Here is a 19,536-nt window from a genome sequence, read left to right as displayed (position 1 = left end):
CTTGCCAGCTACATATACGGATAAGCCTTAACGGGAACGTCTTTTGTGTTTTGGGGTCTTGCGGTGCCCTTTGCGTGGTCCCCTTTTATCATTGCCACCACGGCCAAGTTTGGCTGCTTTTGCAACGTCTTCCGGGCTTAAAACCAACTGAAAGACCATGCCGCCCGTAATCGTATCGGCTTCAACCAATTTCGCTTCTACACGTTGGCCCAGCCTGAACGTAAATCCACCACGTTTGCCGACCAGCATATGCAGTTGTTCATCATGGTCGTAATAATCCTGTGGCAAACTGCGGATCGGGACCAGACCGTCTGCCCCGGTTTCGTCCAACGTCACAAACAAGCCAAAACGCGTTACACCATTGATCCGTGCGCCAAAACTCGCCCCGACGCGATCGGCAAGGAACAGGGTCGTATAACGATCCATCGCATCGCGTTCGGCAGCCGCTGCCCGGCGTTCGGTCTTGGAAAGATGTTCCCCCATATCGGCAAAATCGCGCCCACCTTCTTCCAATCCACCTTCACCAAGGCCATAGCCACGAATAAGCGCACGGTGAACCAACAGATCGGAATAACGCCGGATCGGTGACGTGAAATGGGCATAACGATGCAGTGCCAAGCCAAAGTGACCTATATTTTCAGGGTTATATTCGGCCTGTGATTGCGATCGTAAAACGACCGTATTCACCATCGTATTCTGATCGGTATCCTCTACTTGTTTCAAAATCCGGTTGAAGATTTTCGGACTTGGTGATTGTCCTTTTGCCAATTTGATATCCAGTGAACCGAGGAACTGGCGCAAAGCTTCCATCTTATCCAGCCCCGGCGCGTCGTGAACCCGATACATACAGGGTTGGCGCTTGGCTTCCAGTGCTTCAGCGGCTGCCACATTGGCGGTAATCATAAATTCTTCGATCAATTTATGACTATCCAAGCGTTCGCGCTTGTCAATGGAAGCCACTTTGCCGTTTTCATCAAAAGACATTTTACGTTCCGGCACATCCAGTTCCAGCACATGACGTTCTTCACGATAGCGCAGGAAGCTCTCAAACGCGCCATAAAGCGGATTAATGACCGTATCCATCAAAGGTGCCGTTGTTTCATCTGTTTGGCCGTCACGCGCCATTTGAACCTGTTCATAGGTAAAACGGGCATGAGAACGCATCAAACCACGGACAAACTTATGTCTCAACAAATGACCATCAGCGTCAATCCACATATGGACCGCGACACAACCACGATCTTCATGGGGGACAAGGGAACACCAACCGTTGGACAAGGCTTCGGGCAGCATCGGCACCACCCGATCCGGGAAATAAACCGAATTGCCCCGTTCATAGGCACATCGATCCAAATCATCACCCGCACGCACATAATGGGACACATCCGCAATCGCAACGATGATATGCCATCCCCCTGTGTTTTTTGGGTCGCTATCAGGTTCGGCAAAAACCGCATCATCAAAATCGCGTGCATCCGCGCCGTCAATGGTGACAAGGGGGATGTTGCGCAGGTCCACACGTTTTCCCAACGGCACCGCTTTTGCGTTTTCCGCTTGAGCAACCGCTTCCTCTGTAAATTCGGTGGGGATATCATGGGCATGGATGCAAACCAAAGAAACCGCCTTGGGTTGATTGGTATCGCCCAAACGTTCAACCACTTTTGCCGGTTTCAAACCGAACACGCGACCGGGCAAAGGTTCACATAAAACAAGCTCGCCGCTTTCCGCGTCCATTGCATTTTCCCGCGCAATAATAAATTCAGATTTGGCACGACGGTCTGTCGGGACCAAACGTCCCCCTTCGCCCCCATCTTGATAAATCCCCAAAACACGCGAAGGAGCTTCGGAAATCTGGCGAATAACCTGTGCTTCATATTCTTTGGCCGAAATTTTGCGCATCCGGCATAAAACACGGTCACGCAAACCATATGCGGCGCGCCCCCCCGATTGCGATACATAGATTTTCGGCGGTTGATCTTTGCCTTGCCAACTCAACGGCCGTGCCAGAAGTTCGCCATCCGTATCAATTCCGGTAATTTCCAAAACCGTTACATCCGGCAAGGTATCCGGTGTTGCAAGACTGCGTTGGCGCCCCCGACCCAATTTCCCATCCAGTTCCAATTCCTTGAGCACTTTTTTCAACTGGATTTTCGCAGGCCCCTTCAAGGCAAAGGCACGCGCGATTTCACGTTTACCCACTTGGCCGGGGGCGTCCTTGATAAAGTCCAGAATTTGTTTTTTCGTGGGAAACGGAACGGGTTTTCTCGGCGTATCGTTCAAAATGGTGTACTTTCCTGTAACCGTCGGGGCGCAAAAAGGCGGCGTGTCTGTTCTATCTTTTAAAGATATAATGTTTACACGCACGCGCGCAAGCCACATGGCATGACGGATTTCTTTCAGGCTATGTACACCTTCCCCCGCTATTCTTCAACCGCTTTGGACAATTCCTCCAATATATCCAGCACGACCTGTGAATAATGATCAAGCTGGGTCAAATGGGCCAAGGCCTCTTCGAAATTACGATTTTCATGGGCCTGAAGCGCCTTAATCCCATAGGCATGGACCTCTTTATGGGGTTCGTGCAATTTTTTAAAGGCCGGATGCGCCAACAATCTTTCATCCGTCACCTCATCATACCAGCGTCCCAATCGGCACGTGTGATGATCCTGCATATCGTTTGATTTATGGTCGCGTCGTCCCATAACCGTATTTACGATCTTGCGTTTAAACGCCATATGATCATTTTGGGCGACAAGGACGATACTGTAGGCATCGCCACCTGCGGCAAACTCTTCCACACGGGCGTCCAGTTCCGCATTGCTTTTATCAATCGCTTCCAAAACAATATCGATTTCAATATTGTTATGTTCGGCAAGTTTGGCAATGTTGGCTGTCCCTGCGGCGACTTCGTTCGCAGCCGTTGTTTGCTGCGCCAAAATACCGGCAATCTCTTCGACCTTGCCAGTCACATTATTGACCTTGGCGCTCATTTCCCCCAAACGATTATAAAGTTCCCCAATGACTTTCTGTCCACTGTTCACCGCATCATTGCCCGAACTCATGGAACTGGTGATCCCGTCCATTTCATCCAATAACGTCGAAATGCGGGCATTGATATCTTCGGTTGCCCCTGCCGTCTGATTTGCCAGATTTTTCACTTCACTGGCAACAACGGCAAATCCCTTACCCGCATCGCCTGCCCGCGCGGCTTCAATGGTCGCATTCAAGGCCAATAGGTTTGTTTGTTCGGCAATCGCTTCAATCTGGCTGACAATATCGCCAATCTTTTCTGAGGATTGCGCCAACAGAGCTGTCTTATCAACGGCGTTATTCACCGCGCTATAGATATCACCCATTGCTGCTGTTGCATTTTCCGCTTCGCTCATCCCTTCATTGGATGCAGTTTCGGCGTGGCGGGCATCTTGGGCAATAGCCTCGCCGTTCTGGGCAATTTCGTTGACGGATGCCACCAGTTCTTCCACCGCAGAGGCCATTGCCTCACTGGCCGTATGCACATTGACAATATCATTGCGCATGGATGCCATTGCAACAATCGCCTTGTTTGCCTGCATGGCCGCTTCAACCACCCCATGCAATTGGTGTTTGGATTGTTTATTGAGCTCATCCTTCCAGTTTTGTAATTCCAAAAACTGGACTTCACGTTCACGTTCCTGTTGATCATGGGCAACAGCATTTTCGCGCAATTCCACCAAGGCCTGCGCCATCAGCCCAACTTCATCCGTCCGGTCATGGCCGACAATTTCCATATCAAAATCCTTGTGCGAAATACGTCTCAAGCCATTTGCCATACGCAAAATAGGACCGGAAATGCTTTTTGAAATCCAGATAGATAACAAAATAGAGAGGATCAATGCCGCCAAAGAAATATAAAGTGTGCGATTTTCAGCCGCACTGCGCATATCGCGAAAATGTGACACATCCATTGCAATTTCAAGAACACCGACAGGCTTTTGTGAAAAGTCTCGGATCACATCATATAAAACGGCATGGGCTTTTTCATTATAATGCGCCAATCCCATTTGCGCCTTGCCCTCTAGAACAGCTTGCAAGTTCACTGATGAGTCCAACGGCATCCCAGTCAGGGTGGACGCAAACGATTTGAAACCATTTTCGCCTTGAATATAAAGGGAAACATCTACAGCGTTGCGGGCCTTGTAACGATCAAAAAAGGCCTGCCCAAAAGACATACCAAATTCAACTGATCCAATATGGTTGCCGTCCTGAAAAACAGGGACAACACCACGTACCCCGAGGCCTGCCACCCCTTTTTCAAGCCCGACAACAGGTTCTTTTGTTTGATTGGTTTGAGTTACCGTATGGCGAAATGAGGATAAGTCATCACCAAATTTTTCCGGTTTATGGATTCTCGCAAACGAGGTTGCCAGCGGACTATGAAACTGGAATTGCCGCACGGCATAGTTCTTTTTCATATCCTGAAATGATGAACCGAATAATTCAAACAGCTGCTCACGTTCCCCATTTGCGAACGCATCGCTGGCCTGTGGAATTTGTGCAACAAGCGCAGCCAAGGACTCCGCCCGATAGGCTTCGGCCTCAATCGCACTGGAAATGGCAACATAATGGTTGTTCAATTCCCGTCTTTCCGACTGTGCAATAATTTCATCAACGGATTGCGTCATCGAAAACACAACGATGATAATGGATATTAATGCAGAAACGATAACGCCAAAGCTGATTTTATAAGCAAGCTTGATATTGTGAAACGCAAACATCAATCCCTCCAGATATGAAAACAGGAGGTTCTCCCTCCCCAATTAAGAAGAGAGAGTATCATTTATTGCTTATATTAGGAATTGATTTTACACAATCCGCTTTGGAAAATTATATTATTCGTCTGCCGCATCCGCCTTTGCGGTTTTTTTGGTTGCCGCTTTTTTAGCCGGTGCCTTTTTGGTCGTTTTCTTGGCAGCCGTTTTCTTTTTCGTTGCCTTTTTCTTACCGGCACCTTTTTTATTCAGCATCTCAATGGCAATTTCCAAGGTAACGTCTTCACGTTCCATATCCTTGGGCAAGCGGGCATTGATCCGGCCAACTTTGACAAACGGACCCCAACGACCATTTTGCAGAATAATATCTTTCTTTTCATCCGGGTGTTGGCCCAACACGACCATTTGCGTCTTTTCCATTTTTTCATGGATCAGATCAATCGCACGGTTTTCACCAATGGTGTACGGGCTGTCTTCCTTGATGGAAACAAACGTCTTGCCGACGCTGACATAGGGGCCGAAACGTCCGATACCTGCCTTGATCATCTCCCCCGTATCAGGGAAAATTCCGACATTGCGCGGCAGAGAAAGCAATTTAAGAGCTTTTTCCAAATCCATTTCCGCCGGGTTCATATCGGACGTCAATGAGGCCCGCTTGGGTTTTTTCTTCTTATCTTCCGGGTCGATATCGCCGATCTGAACATAAATACCGTATGGTCCACGACGCATGGTCACCATCTCGCCGGTTTCAGGATCAAGCCCCAATTCCTTCGGTCCGGCTTCCAGATCAGGCAGCGCACCATCGCCACTGTCCTCTTGGATCAAGGGACGAGTATAGCGACAGTCAGGATAATTCGAACAACCGATAAAGGCCCCAAACTTACCCAGCTTCAAACTCAAACGGCCTTCACCACAGGTCGGACAGACGCGTGGATCTTTGCCTTCTTCATTTTCATGGAAGAAATGCTCTTCCAAATCTTTATCCAGCGCATCCAAAACATCACGCACGCGCAATTCTTTGGTATCTTCGACAGCCGCGCTGAAGGCAGCCCAGAAATCACGCAAGACTTTTTGCCAATCTTCCGCCCCATTGGAGATTTCATCCAACTGGTCTTCAAGGTTTGCCGTAAAATCATATTGGACATAACGTTCAAAGAAGTTTTCCAAAAATGCCGTGACCAAACGACCACGATCTTCTGGAATGAAACGTTTCTTGTCCAGACGAACATAATCACGATCCTGAAGGACCGAAATAATACTGGCATAAGTGGACGGACGCCCAATGCCTAATTCTTCCATCTTTTTAACAAGGGAGGCTTCGGAATATCGCGGCGGCGGTTGTGTGAAATGCTGGTCCGCATTCACAGGGCCGAGGTTCAACGTATCACCGGTTTGCACGTCTGGCAGAATTTTGTCGCTTTTCTCGTCATCGCCATTGTCGTCGCGGCCTTCCTGATAAAGCGTCAGGAAACCGTCAAATACAACAACCGAGCCACTGGCACGCAACCACGTTTGCTTGTCCGCACTTTGGATAACCACGCCGACTTGATCCAAAACAGCGCTTTCCATCTGACAGGCCACCGTTCGTTTCCAAATCAGGCTGTAGAGTTTCAACTGATCCGCATCCAGATATCTCGCCATCTCTTCCGGGCGACGGGTCACTGCGGTTGGGCGAATGGCTTCGTGGGCTTCCTGTGCGTTCTTGGCTTTTGTCTTATAAGTGCGCGGACTTTCCGGTACATATTTGTCGCCATATTGATCCTTGATCAAATCACGGGCGCCAAAAATTGCTTCGTTGGACAGGTTCACCGCATCGGTACGCATATAGGTGATCAAACCGACGGTTTCCCCGCCAAGGTTAATCCCTTCATACAGTTTTTGCGCAACCTGCATGGTTCGTTTTGCACCAAACCCCAGTTTGCGCGATGCTTCCTGTTGCAAAGTCGATGTGGTAAACGGTGGCGCGGGGTGACGGCGTGTTTTTTTACGTTCAACGTCGGCAACAGTGTAACTGCCCGCTTCAACCGTGGCGACAGCCTTGTTCGCCGCCGCTTCATTGCCGATGTCCAGCTTGGCAAGCTTGTCCCCATTTAAATGGGTCAGGTTGGCGGCAATGGTTTTGCGTTTCGGTGTCGTAAATTTGGCGTCAACTGTCCAATATTCATCAGCCTTAAAGGCTTCGATTTCGGCTTCGCGTTCACAGATTAAACGCAAGGCAACCGATTGCACACGACCAGCAGAACGTGACCCCGGTAATTTACGCCATAAAACAGGCGATAGGTTGAACCCCACAAGATAGTCCAAAGCCCGGCGCGCAAGATAAGCTTCAACCAGTTCCTGATTGACTTCGCGCGGACTGGCAACCGCATCCAAGACAGCCTGTTTGGTAATTTCATGGAAGACGATACGTTTGACATCAACGCCTTTTAACAAGCGTTTATTCGCCAACACTTCCTGAACATGCCATGAAATAGCTTCCCCTTCACGATCAGGGTCAGTCGCGAGATACAGTTTATCCGCGCCCTTCATGGCGTCCGTAATATCTTTAAACTGCTTTTTGGACCGCGCATCCATTTCCCAATCCATTGAGAAATTTTCGTCTGGTCGTACAGAACCATCTTTGGCGGGTAAATCGCGTATATGACCGTATGAGGCAAGAACGATATAATCCTTACCCAAATATTTATTGATCGTTTTGGCCTTTGCGGGCGATTCGACGACAACTACGTTCATAAGCGATCTTCTTAAATTCTATTCCACTAACTGCACTCATGTCGGCAAACCGTTTAAATAATTGAAGAAACCATGTTCCCGGGATGGCGTTCTACATGCCCCGCCAGTTCCAGTTCCAACAAAACAGTTTGCACAACGGAAGCAGAGATTTGGCATTGACGAATGATTTCGTCAACACAAACTGGTGAAATTGATAAACTTTCTACAATTACCTTACGTGCTTCGGTTAACTCCTTCTCCCCTGGTAATGTGGTTTTAACATCTTGAAAATATTGGTATTTCCTTTCATTTAAAGGGGTATTTTTCAGGCTTTCCAGTTCATAAAAAATATTTTGCGCATTTTCCAGTAAATGCGCTCCTTCGCGAATCAGGCCATTTGTTCCGGCTGCACGCGGGTCCAATGGCGAACCGGGAACAGCAAAAACTTCGCGCCCCTGTTCCAAGGCCATGCGCGCGGTAATCAAGGAACCCGAGCGGGGCGAGGCTTCAACCACCACAATCGCACGGCACATGCCCGAAATAATCCGATTGCGCCGCGGAAAATGACGCGCTTGTGGTTTGGTTCCCAGTTTCGGTTCTGCAATCACACACCCACGCAGCGTCATCTCTTTATATAAGGATGCATTTTCACGAGGATAAATCACATCAACGCCACCGCCTTGCACCCCGACCGTTCCGCTCTCCAACGCAGCGGCATGGGCGGCACCATCAACACCGCGGGCCAAGCCGGAAACGACCAGTAAACCGCCTTCGCCCAAATCACGGGCAATCTGTCCGGCAAATTTACATCCGTTCGAGGTTGCATTGCGTGCACCAACAATGGCAACGGCTTTCTTTTTCAGAAGATGCGTATGTCCGCGCGCACATAAAACCGGGGGCGCATCTTCAACATGAGATAATAAGGGGGGATAACTGTCTTCATCGCGCACAATCACTTCTGCGCCGATTTCTGCCAACTCGGTCATTTCGCGTTCGGCATCCGATTTGGAACAAATGGCAATCTTTTTTTTACGTCCGCCTTTGCGAGCCAGTTCGGGCAACGCATCCAAGGCTTTTGATGCCGTTCCGAATTGTTCCAGTAGGCGGTAAAATGTAATGGGACCGACATTTTCGCTACGAATTAACCGCAGCCATGCCAGCTTTTCTGTATCGGAGAATAAATGCGTCATCAGCCTGAACCGTTCCTCTGTCATTACCATGACAAAACCTATGAACGGTTCAGGCTGATTTTACGCCAAAGACTTTATTTTTTTTGACCGATTTTCGGTTCTTCACCGGCAAGCAGGCGTTTGATATTGGCATGATGACGCACGATGCCAAGGGCGGCTAACAAGACAGCCAACACCGCCTTATTTTCATCCCCCAGAAAATACATATAAAAAGGAGAGGCGGCAAAAGACACAAGGGCTGCCAATGACGAATAACGTAACACCAACGCAACCAGCAACCATGTCGCAGCCGTCACCAAACCGGCAGGCCATGACATCGCCAGTAAAACACCCAATGTGGTTGCGACCCCTTTGCCGCCTTCAAATTTCAGCCACATGGGGAAATTATGCCCGATCACAGCCATCATACCGGCAATAATCGCAGCATCCGGGGCAAACCAATATCCGGCAAGCAAGACGGCAACCGCGCCTTTGCCGCCATCCAATAACAACGTTGCGGCCGCCAGATCTTTACGCCCGGTGCGCAACACATTGGTGGTGCCAATATTGCCCGAACCAATAGAGCGCAGATCACCGGCTTGAAACAGCTTGGTCAATAACAGGCCGAACGGAATGGACCCCAACAAATAACCGAGCAAAGCGGCCATCTGCCATTCATGGGTCACGATAACAGGTAAGGTACCCACTGGAGTACTCCTTTATCCTTTTTAAAGTTCAAAGACGGTGCGACCGTCCACAACGGTACGCAGACATCGTCCCTGAGCGAGACGCCCGTCAAACGGCGAGTTCTTGGATTTGGACGGCAGTTGATCCGCATCAATCTTCCAGCCACGTTCCGGATTAAACAAGCATAAGTCCGCTGCCGCGCCTTTTGCAATACGCCCGGCCGGAAGCCGGACAATATTAGCCGGATTGCAGGTCACTTTTTTCAAGCATTCCAGCAAGGTCATATGTTTGTTGTGATACAGTTCCAACGTGATTGCCAGTAATGTTTCCAACCCGACACCACCGAAAGCAGCCTGTGCAAACGGTAGACGTTTTGAATCTTCATCTTCCGGGGCATGATCCGAGGCAATAGCATCAATCGTGCCGTCTTTCAGGCCTTCGATCACGGCTTGTCGATCTTCTTCATTGCGCAAAGGCGGCGAAAGTTTCGCAAACGTACGATATTCGCCAACGGCCAGTTCGTTTAGTGAAAAATAAGGCGGGGCCGTGTCACAAGTCACCGCGACACCGCGTTCTTTTGCACGTCGGATAATATCAATACTTTCCGCCGTGGAAATATGACCGAAATGCAAACGCCCACCGGTATCTTCGGCCAGACGCACATCACGCGCCACCATAATGGTTTCCGCCACTGTCGGAATACCGGTCAGCCCCATACGAATGGCCAAGGCACCTGCATTCATATCGCCGCCTTCGGCCAAAGAAGGTTCTTCTGGGTGTTGCACAATCAACAGATCGTAATTGCGTGCATAGGTCAACGCCTTACGCATCACCTTGGGCGAGGCAACCGCGCGAATACCATCTGTAAAGGCAACCGCCCCACTTTCCGCCAACATGCCCATTTCGGCCATGTCTTTGCCTTCCAGCCCCTTGGTGATCGCCCCATAGGGATAAACCTTGGATAGACCCAACAACCGGGCACGCCGTGCGACAAATTCAACGACACTCATATCATCGGTAACAGGGGTTGAATTTGGCAAACTGAGCATGGATGTCACGCCACCCGATGTCGCTGCCTCCCCTGCTGATTTCAAGGTCCCTTTGTGTTCTTCCCCCGGTTCACGAAGTTGCACACGTAAGTCAACCAGACCGGGGATCAAGCACGCCCCATCACAATCAATGACGTCAACTTCACCATAATGACCCTTGGCTTTTGCGTAACCGGGGCCAAAATCGACGATTTTTTCGCCTTCGGTTAAAACACCGCCATGAATATCCAGATCACTTGCCGGGTCGATCAAACGGGCATTCACATAGGCAACACGCTTGTTCGTAATATCTTTTTTCACGCTCATTTCCCGTTCTCCTCGCGCCATTGATCCAGGTTGGCGGTTACCATCTCCAGACAGGCCATACGGGCGGCAACACCCATTTCCACCTGTTCCTGAATGGCGGAACGTTCAATATCATCGGCAACGTCGGAATCAATTTCCACACCCCGGTTCATGGGTCCCGGATGCATGATCAAGGCATCGTCTTTTGCCATCGCCAGCATTTCATAATCCAGACCGTAAAAATGGAAATATTCCCGCTGAGACGGCAAATAAGCCCCTTCCATACGTTCTTTTTGCAAACGCAACATCATCACGACATCGACGTCTTTCAAGCCTTCGCGCATATCATTATAAATTTCTGCCCCCAACACCTGCATAGCCGAGGGTAACAGGGTCGTCGGGGCCACCAGACGGACACGCGCGCCCATCGCACTGAGCAAATGCACATTGGATCTTGCAACACGTGAATGCAAAACATCACCGCAAATGGCCACATTCAAGCCGGTGATGCTGCCTTTACGTCGACGGATTGTTAAAGCATCCAGTAAGGCTTGTGTGGGATGTTCGTGCGTCCCGTCACCGGCATTCAAAACCGCGCAATTCACTTTTTGTGACAGTAGATTAACCGCACCTGAATCCCCGTGGCGTACAACCAGCACATCCGGGTGCATGGCGTTTAACGTCACCGCCGTATCAATCAGGGTTTCCCCCTTTTTAATCGAGGAAGTCGCCACAGACATATTGATCACGTCTGCGCCCAAGCGTTTTGCCGCGCGTTCAAATGACGTTCTCGTTCGCGTGGAGTTCTCGAAAAAAAGATTGATGACCGTGCGGCCTTCCAACGATTGTTCGACTTTCTCGCGACGTCGGTTGGCTGCGGCGTAAACTTCTGCCCGGTCCAGAATATCGGTGATCTCGAACGGGTATAAACCCTCGATCCCAAGAAGGTGCCGGTGCGTGAAGCGTAATTCTCTGTCTCTGGTGCTCATAGGGGCGGACTATATGCACATGGACACGGCCCTTGCAAGCACCTGTTGAAACAATACTGTTTCTGCGGTTTTCAGAACCAATTCAAAACCAGCATCCACAAGGGCATCGACAGCATTGCCGCCAGAGTCGTCAAGGTAATAATCCCCGCCATTGCCGGAGCGTTCCCCCCCATCTTGCGGGCCAACACATAAGACGAGGCCGAAACAGGTAATCCCGCGTATAAAACCGACAAATCGCGTGTAATCCCCTCAACCCCCAATGCCATACAACAGACCAGACAAGCCAGCGGTAAAAGCACAAGCTTGTTCAGACTTGCGGTCACAACTGTTTTACCAGCGTCACGGGCAGCCTGAAAATCAAGCCCGGCCCCAACACATAACAAACCAATCGGCAAAGCCGCGCGTCCTAAAATTTCAACCAGGGGTCCCAAAACAGGAGGTAAGTTTGCCCCCGTTTGATTGATAATAACACCCAAAAAACAGGCCAAAATCAGCGGGTTTCGCGCAATCGCATTTAACAATGTAGTCAAACGCGGTGCCCCCTCGTTACGAAATTCGCGGGCCCCATAGGTTTCCATAACGATGACGCATAAAAAATTCACCAAGGGCACAATAAAAGCAATGGCAATCGCAACCAACGTTAAGCCCGGTTCCCCCCACAAGGCAAAGGCTGCGGCGATAGCAACATAGGAATTCGGGCGAATAGACCCCTGAAACAATGATGAAAAATCAGGCCCGTTCAGTTCAAGAACAGGCTTTGCTTTCAAGGCAATCGCACCTGCCAGAACGGTTGCGGCGATCAAGGCCAGTGCCATCGGGGCAATTTGCAAATCAGCGACATTCGTGCGTGCCGTCGTATGCAATAACAAGGCCGGAAAGAAGACATAATATGTCATTAATTCCGCTGGCGCCCAGAAGCCTTGCTCAGCCCATTTCGCCTTGATGACATGACCGAGCAGGATCAACAGAAACACCGGTCCCAGTGCAAATACAATATCAACCATAACCTACCACTAACGGTTTAGCTAAATAGACTTAAGTACTCATACTCACTTGCAAATCAGCAAAATACACAGCACTTTAGAATTAATTAAAAATTAATCTGTAAGTTCGCATCCTAGAAGCATACAACTCAGGCATCACATTTAGGAGAAAAAAATGGGATTTTTTGGAAACCAGACACATATTGATCGCTCTTTCCATGATGCCGTTGACGCAATGCCCATCAACGTCATGTTCTGCGATATTAAAACATTTAATATTACATATGCCAATCGGGTTTCCATCGAAACCTTGACGGAATTGGAACATCTTATTCCGGTAAAAGCCGCCCATATCGTCGGAACGAACATTGATGTTTTCCACAAGATGCCCGAACGACAACGCGATATTTTGCGTAATCCAAATAATCTGCCTTTTCAGACAATCATCACACTGGGGCAGGAAAAACTGGATCTGCTTGTCACCCCTATTTTCAATACAGCAGGCGTTTATACAAGCGTAATGTTGACTTGGTCGGTTGTAACAGAAAAAGTCCGCCTTGAAGACGAAGCCGCGCGTCTCAAGCAAATGACAAACCAAATGCCGATCAACGTTATTGCCGTGGAAACCGGGAACTTTACCATCACCTACATGAATGAAACCAGCGTTCAAACATTGAAAGGTCTGGAACATTTACTTCCTTGTAAAGCCGAAGAAATTCTGGGGCAGACCTTTGATATTTTCCATAAGGCCCCGGAACATCAACGTCGCCTCTTAAGTGACCCATCCAACCTGCCCCATAAAGCCAAAATTAAATTGGGGGACGAACATCTCGACCTCTACGTCACGGCTGTTTACGATTCACAAGGCAATTATGCTCAAGCCATGCTGACATGGTCGGTGATTACAGATCGCATCAATTTTGCCACCGAAGTACAGCATGTCGTTGATCTTGTCGCGGCATCAGCAACGGAAATGCGCGCAAGTTCGCAAGCGATGGCGAATACAGCTGCACAGGCCCGCAATATGGCGGCCAATGTCGGTTCCACCACCGAAGAATTAAGCGCATCCATTAACGAAATTTCCGCACAAGTGTCACGGTCTTCACAAATTTCGGATCAAGCCGTTCGACAAGCACAACAAGCCAACACGCAGGTTGAAAATCTTAAATCCGCCTCGCAAGAAATCGGTGATGTCCTGTCCATTATTACCGACATTGCAAGTCAAACTAATCTTCTGGCCTTAAATGCCACGATTGAAGCCGCACGTGCTGGCGAAGCGGGGAAAGGTTTTGCCGTGGTGGCGTCTGAAGTCAAAAACCTTGCCAATCAGACCGCCAAAGCCACCGATCAAATCAGTCAACAAATTTCCACTATCCAGAACCAAACCTCGAATGCCGTACAGGCCATTGCCGATATCACAACCATCATTAATGAGATTAACGATATTTCCGGTGGAATCGCCTCAGCAGTTGAAGAACAAAGTGCGGCAACACAAGAGGTGAACTTCAATATCGAAGGCGTCAGTCAAGCGTCCAGTGAAACGGAAACATCCGCCGACGAAGTTTTGCAAGCCGCAAGCGAGTTATCCATTCAGGCAGAACAATTGTCCACACAAGTTCAAAAGTTCATTCAGACTTAAAGTAAATAATGTTTTAGCGTTTACGGACAACCGTCAAGCCATCGCCCAACGTCAACATGGACATATCGACCCGATCATCGGCAACGATATGTTCATTGATGGCGCGGATCGCTGCTGTTTGATGGGTTTTGTCCTTTTCATCAACAACACGACCATACCACAAGACATTGTCCACGCAGATCACCCCGCCCGGTTTCACCAGTTCCAGTGATTTTTCATAATAATTCATATAACTGGCTTTATCTGCGTCGATAAAAGCAAAATCAAAACTGTCCGGCCCATTTTCCTGCAGGACTTTTTCAATCCCTTCATTGGCATCGCACAAACGTAAATCAATTTTATCTGCAACACCGGCTTCTTCCCAAAACGGGCGACCAACAGGGGGGAAACGTTCATCACGTTCCAAAGCCACCAGATAGCCATCGTCGGGCAAAGCCTGAGCAAGGGCCAAGGTGGAATAGCCTGCATAAACGCCTATTTCAACAATACGCTTGGCACCACACAGGCGCACCAGCAAATCCAGAAAACCGGCTTCTTCCGGCATAATCGCCAACTGTGCGTTCACCAATGTCTTTTTGGAATGCTCACGCAGTTTTCTTAAAGGTTCACTTTCGCGCATGCCGACACGGCGCACATAAGCATCCAGTTTATCGTCAAGTCGAATAGAATGATCAGCCATATTGATGTCCCAATGCGTCCAGAACCCCTTGCAAGATAAAAGCCGCCGCCGCACGATCAACAACTTCGGATCGGCGTTTGCGTGTCATGTCTGCTTCGTCGATCAACATCCGTTCAACCGCTACAGTGGACAATCGTTCGTCCCACAGCAAAATCGGTAAATCAATTTCGCGCGCCAAATTTGATGCAAATGCCTTGGTTGCCTGTGCCCGTTTGCCAAGGGTACCGTCCATTTCACGCGGCAAACCTAATACAAGAGCATTCACTTCCTCTTTGTTGATAATTGCCTTAAGATTAATAACATCTTTTGAAAATTTGGATTTAGGCAAGGTTTCCAGCGGTGTTGCGACCATCCGCATCACATCGGACAAGGCCACACCAATGGTTTTTGTGCCGAGGTCCAACCCCATCAAACGATCATATTGTTTCAAGGCAGCGGCAAATTCAGCCAGTTCGACAACAGCCATTGATCTTTTCTCCATGCAGTTGAGGCCTTATGACGCAAACGTGAATAAATGTCGAGGCCTCATCGCATTGTATAACAAAACACATTCCGCTATTATGCCAACAACACTTATAAGGGGATGGAGTACAAGAGTGAAATATCAATCGCTCATGGGGCTGGCAATCGCAACCACCTTTGCAATGACCATTGCCACGCACGCTTTGGCCGCACCGATGTTTGACGTCTCAACATTGGAAGGACATACCGGTCCTTTTCTTGTCATCAAAAACAATGTCAACGTTCGCGACAAACCCGCCAGCACGGGGGAGAAAGTTGCACAACTGCCAAGCCGCGATATTGTTACGGTAAAAGGCAGAGTAAAGGGAACGCAATGGCTGGCGATCAGCAAAAAAGGCAATAATCTGGGATATATCTATGCCTCGTCTCTGACCCCGATGATCGATGCCTCCTTAAAAGAACCGATTACGTCGAATATCGACTTATCCGCCGACGATAAAGGCGTTTGCGCCTATAACCTCACCTTTGAAGGGCGCGCAATCGAAGAAGAGACAATTTTCGTCTCCGCCGATTATCAAGTCACATTCAATTGCACAATGGACGACGATAAATTCGATTTCAGCGCCTTGGTCTTCATGTCCGAAGTCCCACCGGATTTGGGTCAAAAGCCGATCTATCAAATCACCCTCAACCTTCCCGATGTTGCCACCGGGTATGAAGAATTCCTGTCGGCAACTGCCCTGTTTAATCAAGCGGAAGAACAAGTGATAATGGATGCGGTCTCCCTTGAGCAATTCAAGGAAAAAGCATTGCGCGATAAACTTCCGGCGACGACACCGCAGGAAGCCTTGCAGGCCGCATTGAAATTACAGCTGTCCTCTTTCAATAAAAAAGCATGGCGCATTATCGCCGGTGAAATTCCCAATCCAAGCGAACTTAAACCGCAATAACCTCGCCATAATTTAGGCATTGTCACAAACTACTGTCCAAATATAACGCGAACACATATGAGTGCCTTGAGATGTCGATAAAAAAAACATTGCTCTACACCAGCGCCTTCTTGCTTTTCGCCTCCACTGTAAATGCAATGGGGGATGCACAACCACCAACAACGGACATAGAACAAGACTTAAGCTGCATTCAACGCGCACAATGGATTGCACCAGCCACACGATTGCCACTGGATAATCAAGCCCTTCTGAAAAAAGCCGCAAAACAACAAGTGGTCCTGTTGGGCGAACAACATCCTGATGCGGTGCACCATCGTTGGCAACTGCAAACCATTACCCAGCTTTATGCCCACAATCCCAACATCGTTATCGGTTTTGAAATGTTCCCGCGACGTTTGCAACCTGTTCTGGATGCGTGGATCCGTGGGGAATTAAGCGAAGATGAGTTTCTGCAAAAAACCGACTGGGACGAGGTTTGGAAATTCGACCCCGACCTTTATATGCCTCTGTTTCGCTTTGCTCGCATGAACCGTCTGCCCATTGTGGCCTTGAACGTGGATATGGATCTCATTGGTGCCATCTCGCAAAAGGGTTGGGACGGTGTTGAAGAAGACCAGAAAGAAGGTGTATTACCTCCTCGTAAAGCCCATCCGGATTATATGAGTGAACTTAAAAAGGTATTTGGCAAACACCCCCATGTGGCAGATGACGAAAAAAAGGATGATGAAAAATCAGAAGCCCGCTTCCAACGTTTCGTCGAAGCACAAATCACGTGGGACGGTGCAATGGCACAGGAACTGGCCCGTGTGCAGAAAATGGGCGGAAACCCGCTGGTCATCGGCGTCATGGGCAGCGGGCATCTTGCAGACCGTTATGGTGTCCCCTATCAATTACAAGGATTAGAACTGGGATCAACCGTCCTGCTGCCCTGGACATTGGGATGGGATTGCAACGACCTTAGCCCCAGTTACGCAGATGCTATTTTCGGCTTGGAAGCTATGGAAGAAAAGCCAACAGCCCAACGCCCCATACTGGGTATTCGGATTGAAAAGGCCGAAAATAAAACCGGCGTTATCGTTGAACAAGTTGTCGAGGAAAGCATTGCCGAAGATGCAGGTTTGGAAAAAGACGACATTATCTTAAGTGCCGCCGGGCAATTGGTTGAAGACACGGCTCAATTAATCAAAATCATCCAACGGCAAGCACCCGGCACATGGCTACCTCTTGAAATTGAACGTCGCGGTCAGCCCATAGATATTATCGCCAAATTCCCAAACTGGAATGACGCAGAATGAGGAAACTTCTCAGCCTTTGCATCACACTTCTAACCCTTTTTATTTTCGTTGTCGGTGCACGGGCTGAAACGCATGTTACGTTAAGCGTTCAAGTCGATCTGGGAAAACGTTTATTAAATGTACAAGGTCATGCAAATAAGGCCGTACAACTCCCAGACGGGACGCGCCCTAAAGCCAACGAAACCTTTTCTTATGACTGGACATTCCCTGCAGATCATAAGCCTGAAGATTGGCGCGGCGGGGCCTTTATCAGGGGAACGGACATTTACCTTCCGACCAAATGGTATCCCCAAACAGATGATTTTTTGACATTTGATGTCTCTGTCACCTCGCCCGTTACCACCATTTTACCCGGCAAAATCAGTGACGAAAAAATCACAATGGATCAATATAGTGCCCGTTTTCAAATGGAACAGCCCAGCGAAGGCATTCCGTTATTTGCCGGCCCCTATAAAATCAGCCAATTGCAACAAGGTCCCGTAACGCTACGCACTTATTTCTATGAGGGAATGGAAAACCTCAGCCAGCCCTATCTGCAACGCAGTGCAAAATACATCACACGTTTTCAAAACCAGATCGGCCCCTTCCCTTTTTCACAATTTCACATTATCGCCGCGCCTATACCCGCCGGATACGGCTTTTCCGGTTTGACCTATATGGGGAAACGCGTCCTGCATTTGCCTTTTATTATGGAAAGCTCGCTCGGCCATGAGATTTTGCATAATTACTGGGGTAACGGTGTTTTCCCCGATTATGCCAGCGGCAATTGGGCCGAAGGTTTAACCACCTATATGGCCGACTATATGACGGCGGAACTGTCCAGCCCAACCAAAGCCCGTGATATGCGCCTCAGTTGGTTGCGCGATTATAATGCCCTGCCCCTTGATCAAGACAAACCCGTCACCACCTTTGTCTCCAAACACGGGGCGGCCTCACAAGTGATCGGTTATCATAAGGTTGCCTTTATTTTTCATATGCTGCGACAGACACTCGGTGATCGACAATTTTTTGCAGGCATTCGTCATTTCTGGATGAGTTTTACCTTTAAGTCGGCAACTTGGACAGATATCCAAACCAGTTTCGAAACGGTAAGTCAGACCGATCTCACCTCCTTTTTCCAGCAATGGACCCAGTCTTCCGGTGCACCGCATTTCACCAGCCTGTCTGCACGCGCAAAACGTTTGGGGGAAGATGGCTGGGAAATTGATGCCACCATCTTGCAAACCAATCCGATCTTTAAAACCATTGTCCCCGTCAGTATCGGCACCGGGGATGATTTACTTCAAAACCATTTAATCGCAAATTCGCGTCTTTCTCATTCAAAAATAAAAGTCCCACATCGATCAAATGCCATTAGCCTCGACCCGGATTTCCATATCTTGCGCCGACTGGGACCAAACGAGGCGCCGCCTATTTTACGCGATATTATGCTCAGTGATCAGGTCGAGGTTTCCCTGTTAGGCAAACTTGCGCAACATCCCTCAGCCACACAACAATTGATGGACCGTTTCCTTGAAGGCGCCTTTGAAATTTCAGACAAACCCAGTTTGCAAAAACCATTTGTTCTGGTGGGTGAAGATACTGACATCGCAAATACATTACAAGACCTGCGCCTTACACCCAATGATGAACCGGACACACCGGACATAACCGCTCAAATCCGCGCTGCCAAACTGGCAAACGGTCTGCCTTACCTGATTATTGCGCTGAAACCGGGCACGGAGATCGATGCTCTCCTGCGTCCATTGCCGCATTATGGTAAATATTCAAGCCTTCAATTTAACGGCTCTCGTGTGATCAAAAAATCAAGCGGACAAACCCAGCCAATTGCTGTTCCAATTCGTTGACATTTCAATCTTTTAGTGCCCTAATGCAGCGCATAAGAGGTG

The 19,536-nt window shown here is 48.9% G+C and carries 14 protein-coding genes; 4 read left to right on the top strand and 10 right to left on the bottom strand.

What is annotated here, in order from left to right:
* Window positions 1-27 precede the first annotated feature (27 nt).
* The 8 genes from rnr to ACN0VA_RS14295 form a co-directional block, all read right to left on the bottom strand.
* Window positions 28-2,379 (bottom strand): ribonuclease R, encoded by a 2,352-nt coding sequence (gene rnr / locus ACN0VA_RS14330; protein ID WP_417821812.1) that lies wholly within the window; start codon window positions 2,377-2,379, stop codon window positions 28-30.
* 41 nt (window positions 2,380-2,420) lie between these two features.
* Window positions 2,421-4,754: a cache domain-containing protein gene (locus tag ACN0VA_RS14325; RefSeq protein WP_417821811.1), complete on the bottom strand. Its 2,334-nt coding sequence runs from the start codon at window positions 4,752-4,754 to the stop codon at window positions 2,421-2,423.
* Window positions 4,755-4,868: 114 nt separating this feature from the next.
* A complete protein-coding gene (topA, locus tag ACN0VA_RS14320; protein WP_417821810.1) occupies window positions 4,869-7,481 on the bottom strand; it encodes a type I DNA topoisomerase in 2,613 nt (870 codons plus the stop codon).
* Between the two features lie 53 nt (window positions 7,482-7,534).
* On the bottom strand, window positions 7,535-8,650 hold the full coding sequence (gene dprA, locus ACN0VA_RS14315; protein ID WP_417821809.1) for a DNA-processing protein DprA: 1,116 nt from the start codon (window positions 8,648-8,650) through the stop codon (window positions 7,535-7,537).
* Window positions 8,651-8,724: 74 nt separating this feature from the next.
* The gene (gene plsY, locus ACN0VA_RS14310) at window positions 8,725-9,297 is read right to left on the bottom strand and encodes a glycerol-3-phosphate 1-O-acyltransferase PlsY (RefSeq protein WP_417821846.1); all 573 of its coding nucleotides are present in this window, start codon (window positions 9,295-9,297) and stop codon (window positions 8,725-8,727) included.
* 60 nt (window positions 9,298-9,357) lie between these two features.
* On the bottom strand, window positions 9,358-10,671 hold the full coding sequence (locus ACN0VA_RS14305; RefSeq protein ID WP_417821808.1) for a dihydroorotase: 1,314 nt from the start codon (window positions 10,669-10,671) through the stop codon (window positions 9,358-9,360).
* A complete protein-coding gene (locus tag ACN0VA_RS14300; RefSeq protein ID WP_417821807.1) occupies window positions 10,668-11,639 on the bottom strand; it encodes an aspartate carbamoyltransferase catalytic subunit in 972 nt (323 codons plus the stop codon). The genes ACN0VA_RS14305 and ACN0VA_RS14300 overlap by 4 nt, the downstream gene beginning before the upstream one ends.
* A gap of 71 nt (window positions 11,640-11,710) precedes the next feature.
* Window positions 11,711-12,643, bottom strand: a complete 933-nt coding sequence (locus ACN0VA_RS14295; RefSeq protein WP_417821806.1) for an AEC family transporter — start codon at window positions 12,641-12,643, stop codon at window positions 11,711-11,713.
* Between the two features lie 154 nt (window positions 12,644-12,797).
* Between ACN0VA_RS14295 and ACN0VA_RS14290 the strand changes: the two genes are divergently transcribed.
* On the top strand, window positions 12,798-14,261 hold the full coding sequence (locus ACN0VA_RS14290) for a methyl-accepting chemotaxis protein (protein ID WP_417821805.1): 1,464 nt from the start codon (window positions 12,798-12,800) through the stop codon (window positions 14,259-14,261).
* Window positions 14,262-14,274: 13 nt separating this feature from the next.
* Here the strand turns inward: ACN0VA_RS14290 and ACN0VA_RS14285 are convergent, their stop codons facing one another.
* Complete coding sequence (locus ACN0VA_RS14285; protein ID WP_417821804.1) at window positions 14,275-14,940, bottom strand: O-methyltransferase; 666 nt, start codon at window positions 14,938-14,940, stop codon at window positions 14,275-14,277.
* Window positions 14,933-15,406, bottom strand: a complete 474-nt coding sequence (gene ruvX, locus ACN0VA_RS14280; protein WP_417821845.1) for a Holliday junction resolvase RuvX — start codon at window positions 15,404-15,406, stop codon at window positions 14,933-14,935. The genes ACN0VA_RS14285 and ruvX overlap by 8 nt, the downstream gene beginning before the upstream one ends.
* A gap of 130 nt (window positions 15,407-15,536) precedes the next feature.
* Here ruvX and ACN0VA_RS14275 point away from each other — a divergent pair, with 130 nt between their 5' ends.
* The 3 genes from ACN0VA_RS14275 to ACN0VA_RS14265 all read left to right on the top strand — a co-directional run bounded on the left by ACN0VA_RS14275 (window position 15,537) and on the right by ACN0VA_RS14265 (window position 19,494).
* Complete coding sequence (locus ACN0VA_RS14275; protein WP_417821803.1) at window positions 15,537-16,352, top strand: SH3 domain-containing protein; 816 nt, start codon at window positions 15,537-15,539, stop codon at window positions 16,350-16,352.
* Between the two features lie 71 nt (window positions 16,353-16,423).
* A complete protein-coding gene (locus tag ACN0VA_RS14270; RefSeq protein ID WP_417821802.1) occupies window positions 16,424-17,647 on the top strand; it encodes a ChaN family lipoprotein in 1,224 nt (407 codons plus the stop codon).
* Window positions 17,644-19,494 (top strand): M1 family metallopeptidase, encoded by a 1,851-nt coding sequence (locus ACN0VA_RS14265; protein WP_417821801.1) that lies wholly within the window; start codon window positions 17,644-17,646, stop codon window positions 19,492-19,494. The genes ACN0VA_RS14270 and ACN0VA_RS14265 overlap by 4 nt, the downstream gene beginning before the upstream one ends.
* Window positions 19,495-19,536: the final 42 nt, after the last annotated feature.

Source organism: Terasakiella sp. (assembly GCF_048267425.1).
GTDB lineage: Bacteria > Pseudomonadota > Alphaproteobacteria > Rhodospirillales > Terasakiellaceae > Terasakiella.
The sequence above is the reverse complement of the archived record's forward strand: the minus strand, read 5'-3'. Positions and strand labels throughout refer to the sequence as shown.

Coding starts and splice junctions, on each gene's coding strand:
- rnr (WP_417821812.1), bottom strand. CDS start 2,379: ATGTGGCTTGCGCGCGTGCGTGTAAACATTATATCTTTAAAAGATAGA.
- ACN0VA_RS14325 (WP_417821811.1), bottom strand. CDS start 4,754: ATGTTTGCGTTTCACAATATCAAGCTTGCTTATAAAATCAGCTTTGGC.
- topA (WP_417821810.1), bottom strand. CDS start 7,481: ATGAACGTAGTTGTCGTCGAATCGCCCGCAAAGGCCAAAACGATCAAT.
- dprA (WP_417821809.1), bottom strand. CDS start 8,650: ATGACGCATTTATTCTCCGATACAGAAAAGCTGGCATGGCTGCGGTTA.
- plsY (WP_417821846.1), bottom strand. CDS start 9,297: ATGGCCGCTTTGCTCGGTTATTTGTTGGGGTCCATTCCGTTCGGCCTG.
- ACN0VA_RS14305 (WP_417821808.1), bottom strand. CDS start 10,671: ATGAGCGTGAAAAAAGATATTACGAACAAGCGTGTTGCCTATGTGAAT.
- ACN0VA_RS14300 (WP_417821807.1), bottom strand. CDS start 11,639: ATGAGCACCAGAGACAGAGAATTACGCTTCACGCACCGGCACCTTCTT.
- ACN0VA_RS14295 (WP_417821806.1), bottom strand. CDS start 12,643: ATGGTTGATATTGTATTTGCACTGGGACCGGTGTTTCTGTTGATCCTG.
- ACN0VA_RS14290 (WP_417821805.1), top strand. CDS start 12,798: ATGGGATTTTTTGGAAACCAGACACATATTGATCGCTCTTTCCATGAT.
- ACN0VA_RS14285 (WP_417821804.1), bottom strand. CDS start 14,940: ATGGCTGATCATTCTATTCGACTTGACGATAAACTGGATGCTTATGTG.
- ruvX (WP_417821845.1), bottom strand. CDS start 15,406: ATGGCTGTTGTCGAACTGGCTGAATTTGCCGCTGCCTTGAAACAATAT.
- ACN0VA_RS14270 (WP_417821802.1), top strand. CDS start 16,424: ATGTCGATAAAAAAAACATTGCTCTACACCAGCGCCTTCTTGCTTTTC.
- ACN0VA_RS14265 (WP_417821801.1), top strand. CDS start 17,644: ATGAGGAAACTTCTCAGCCTTTGCATCACACTTCTAACCCTTTTTATT.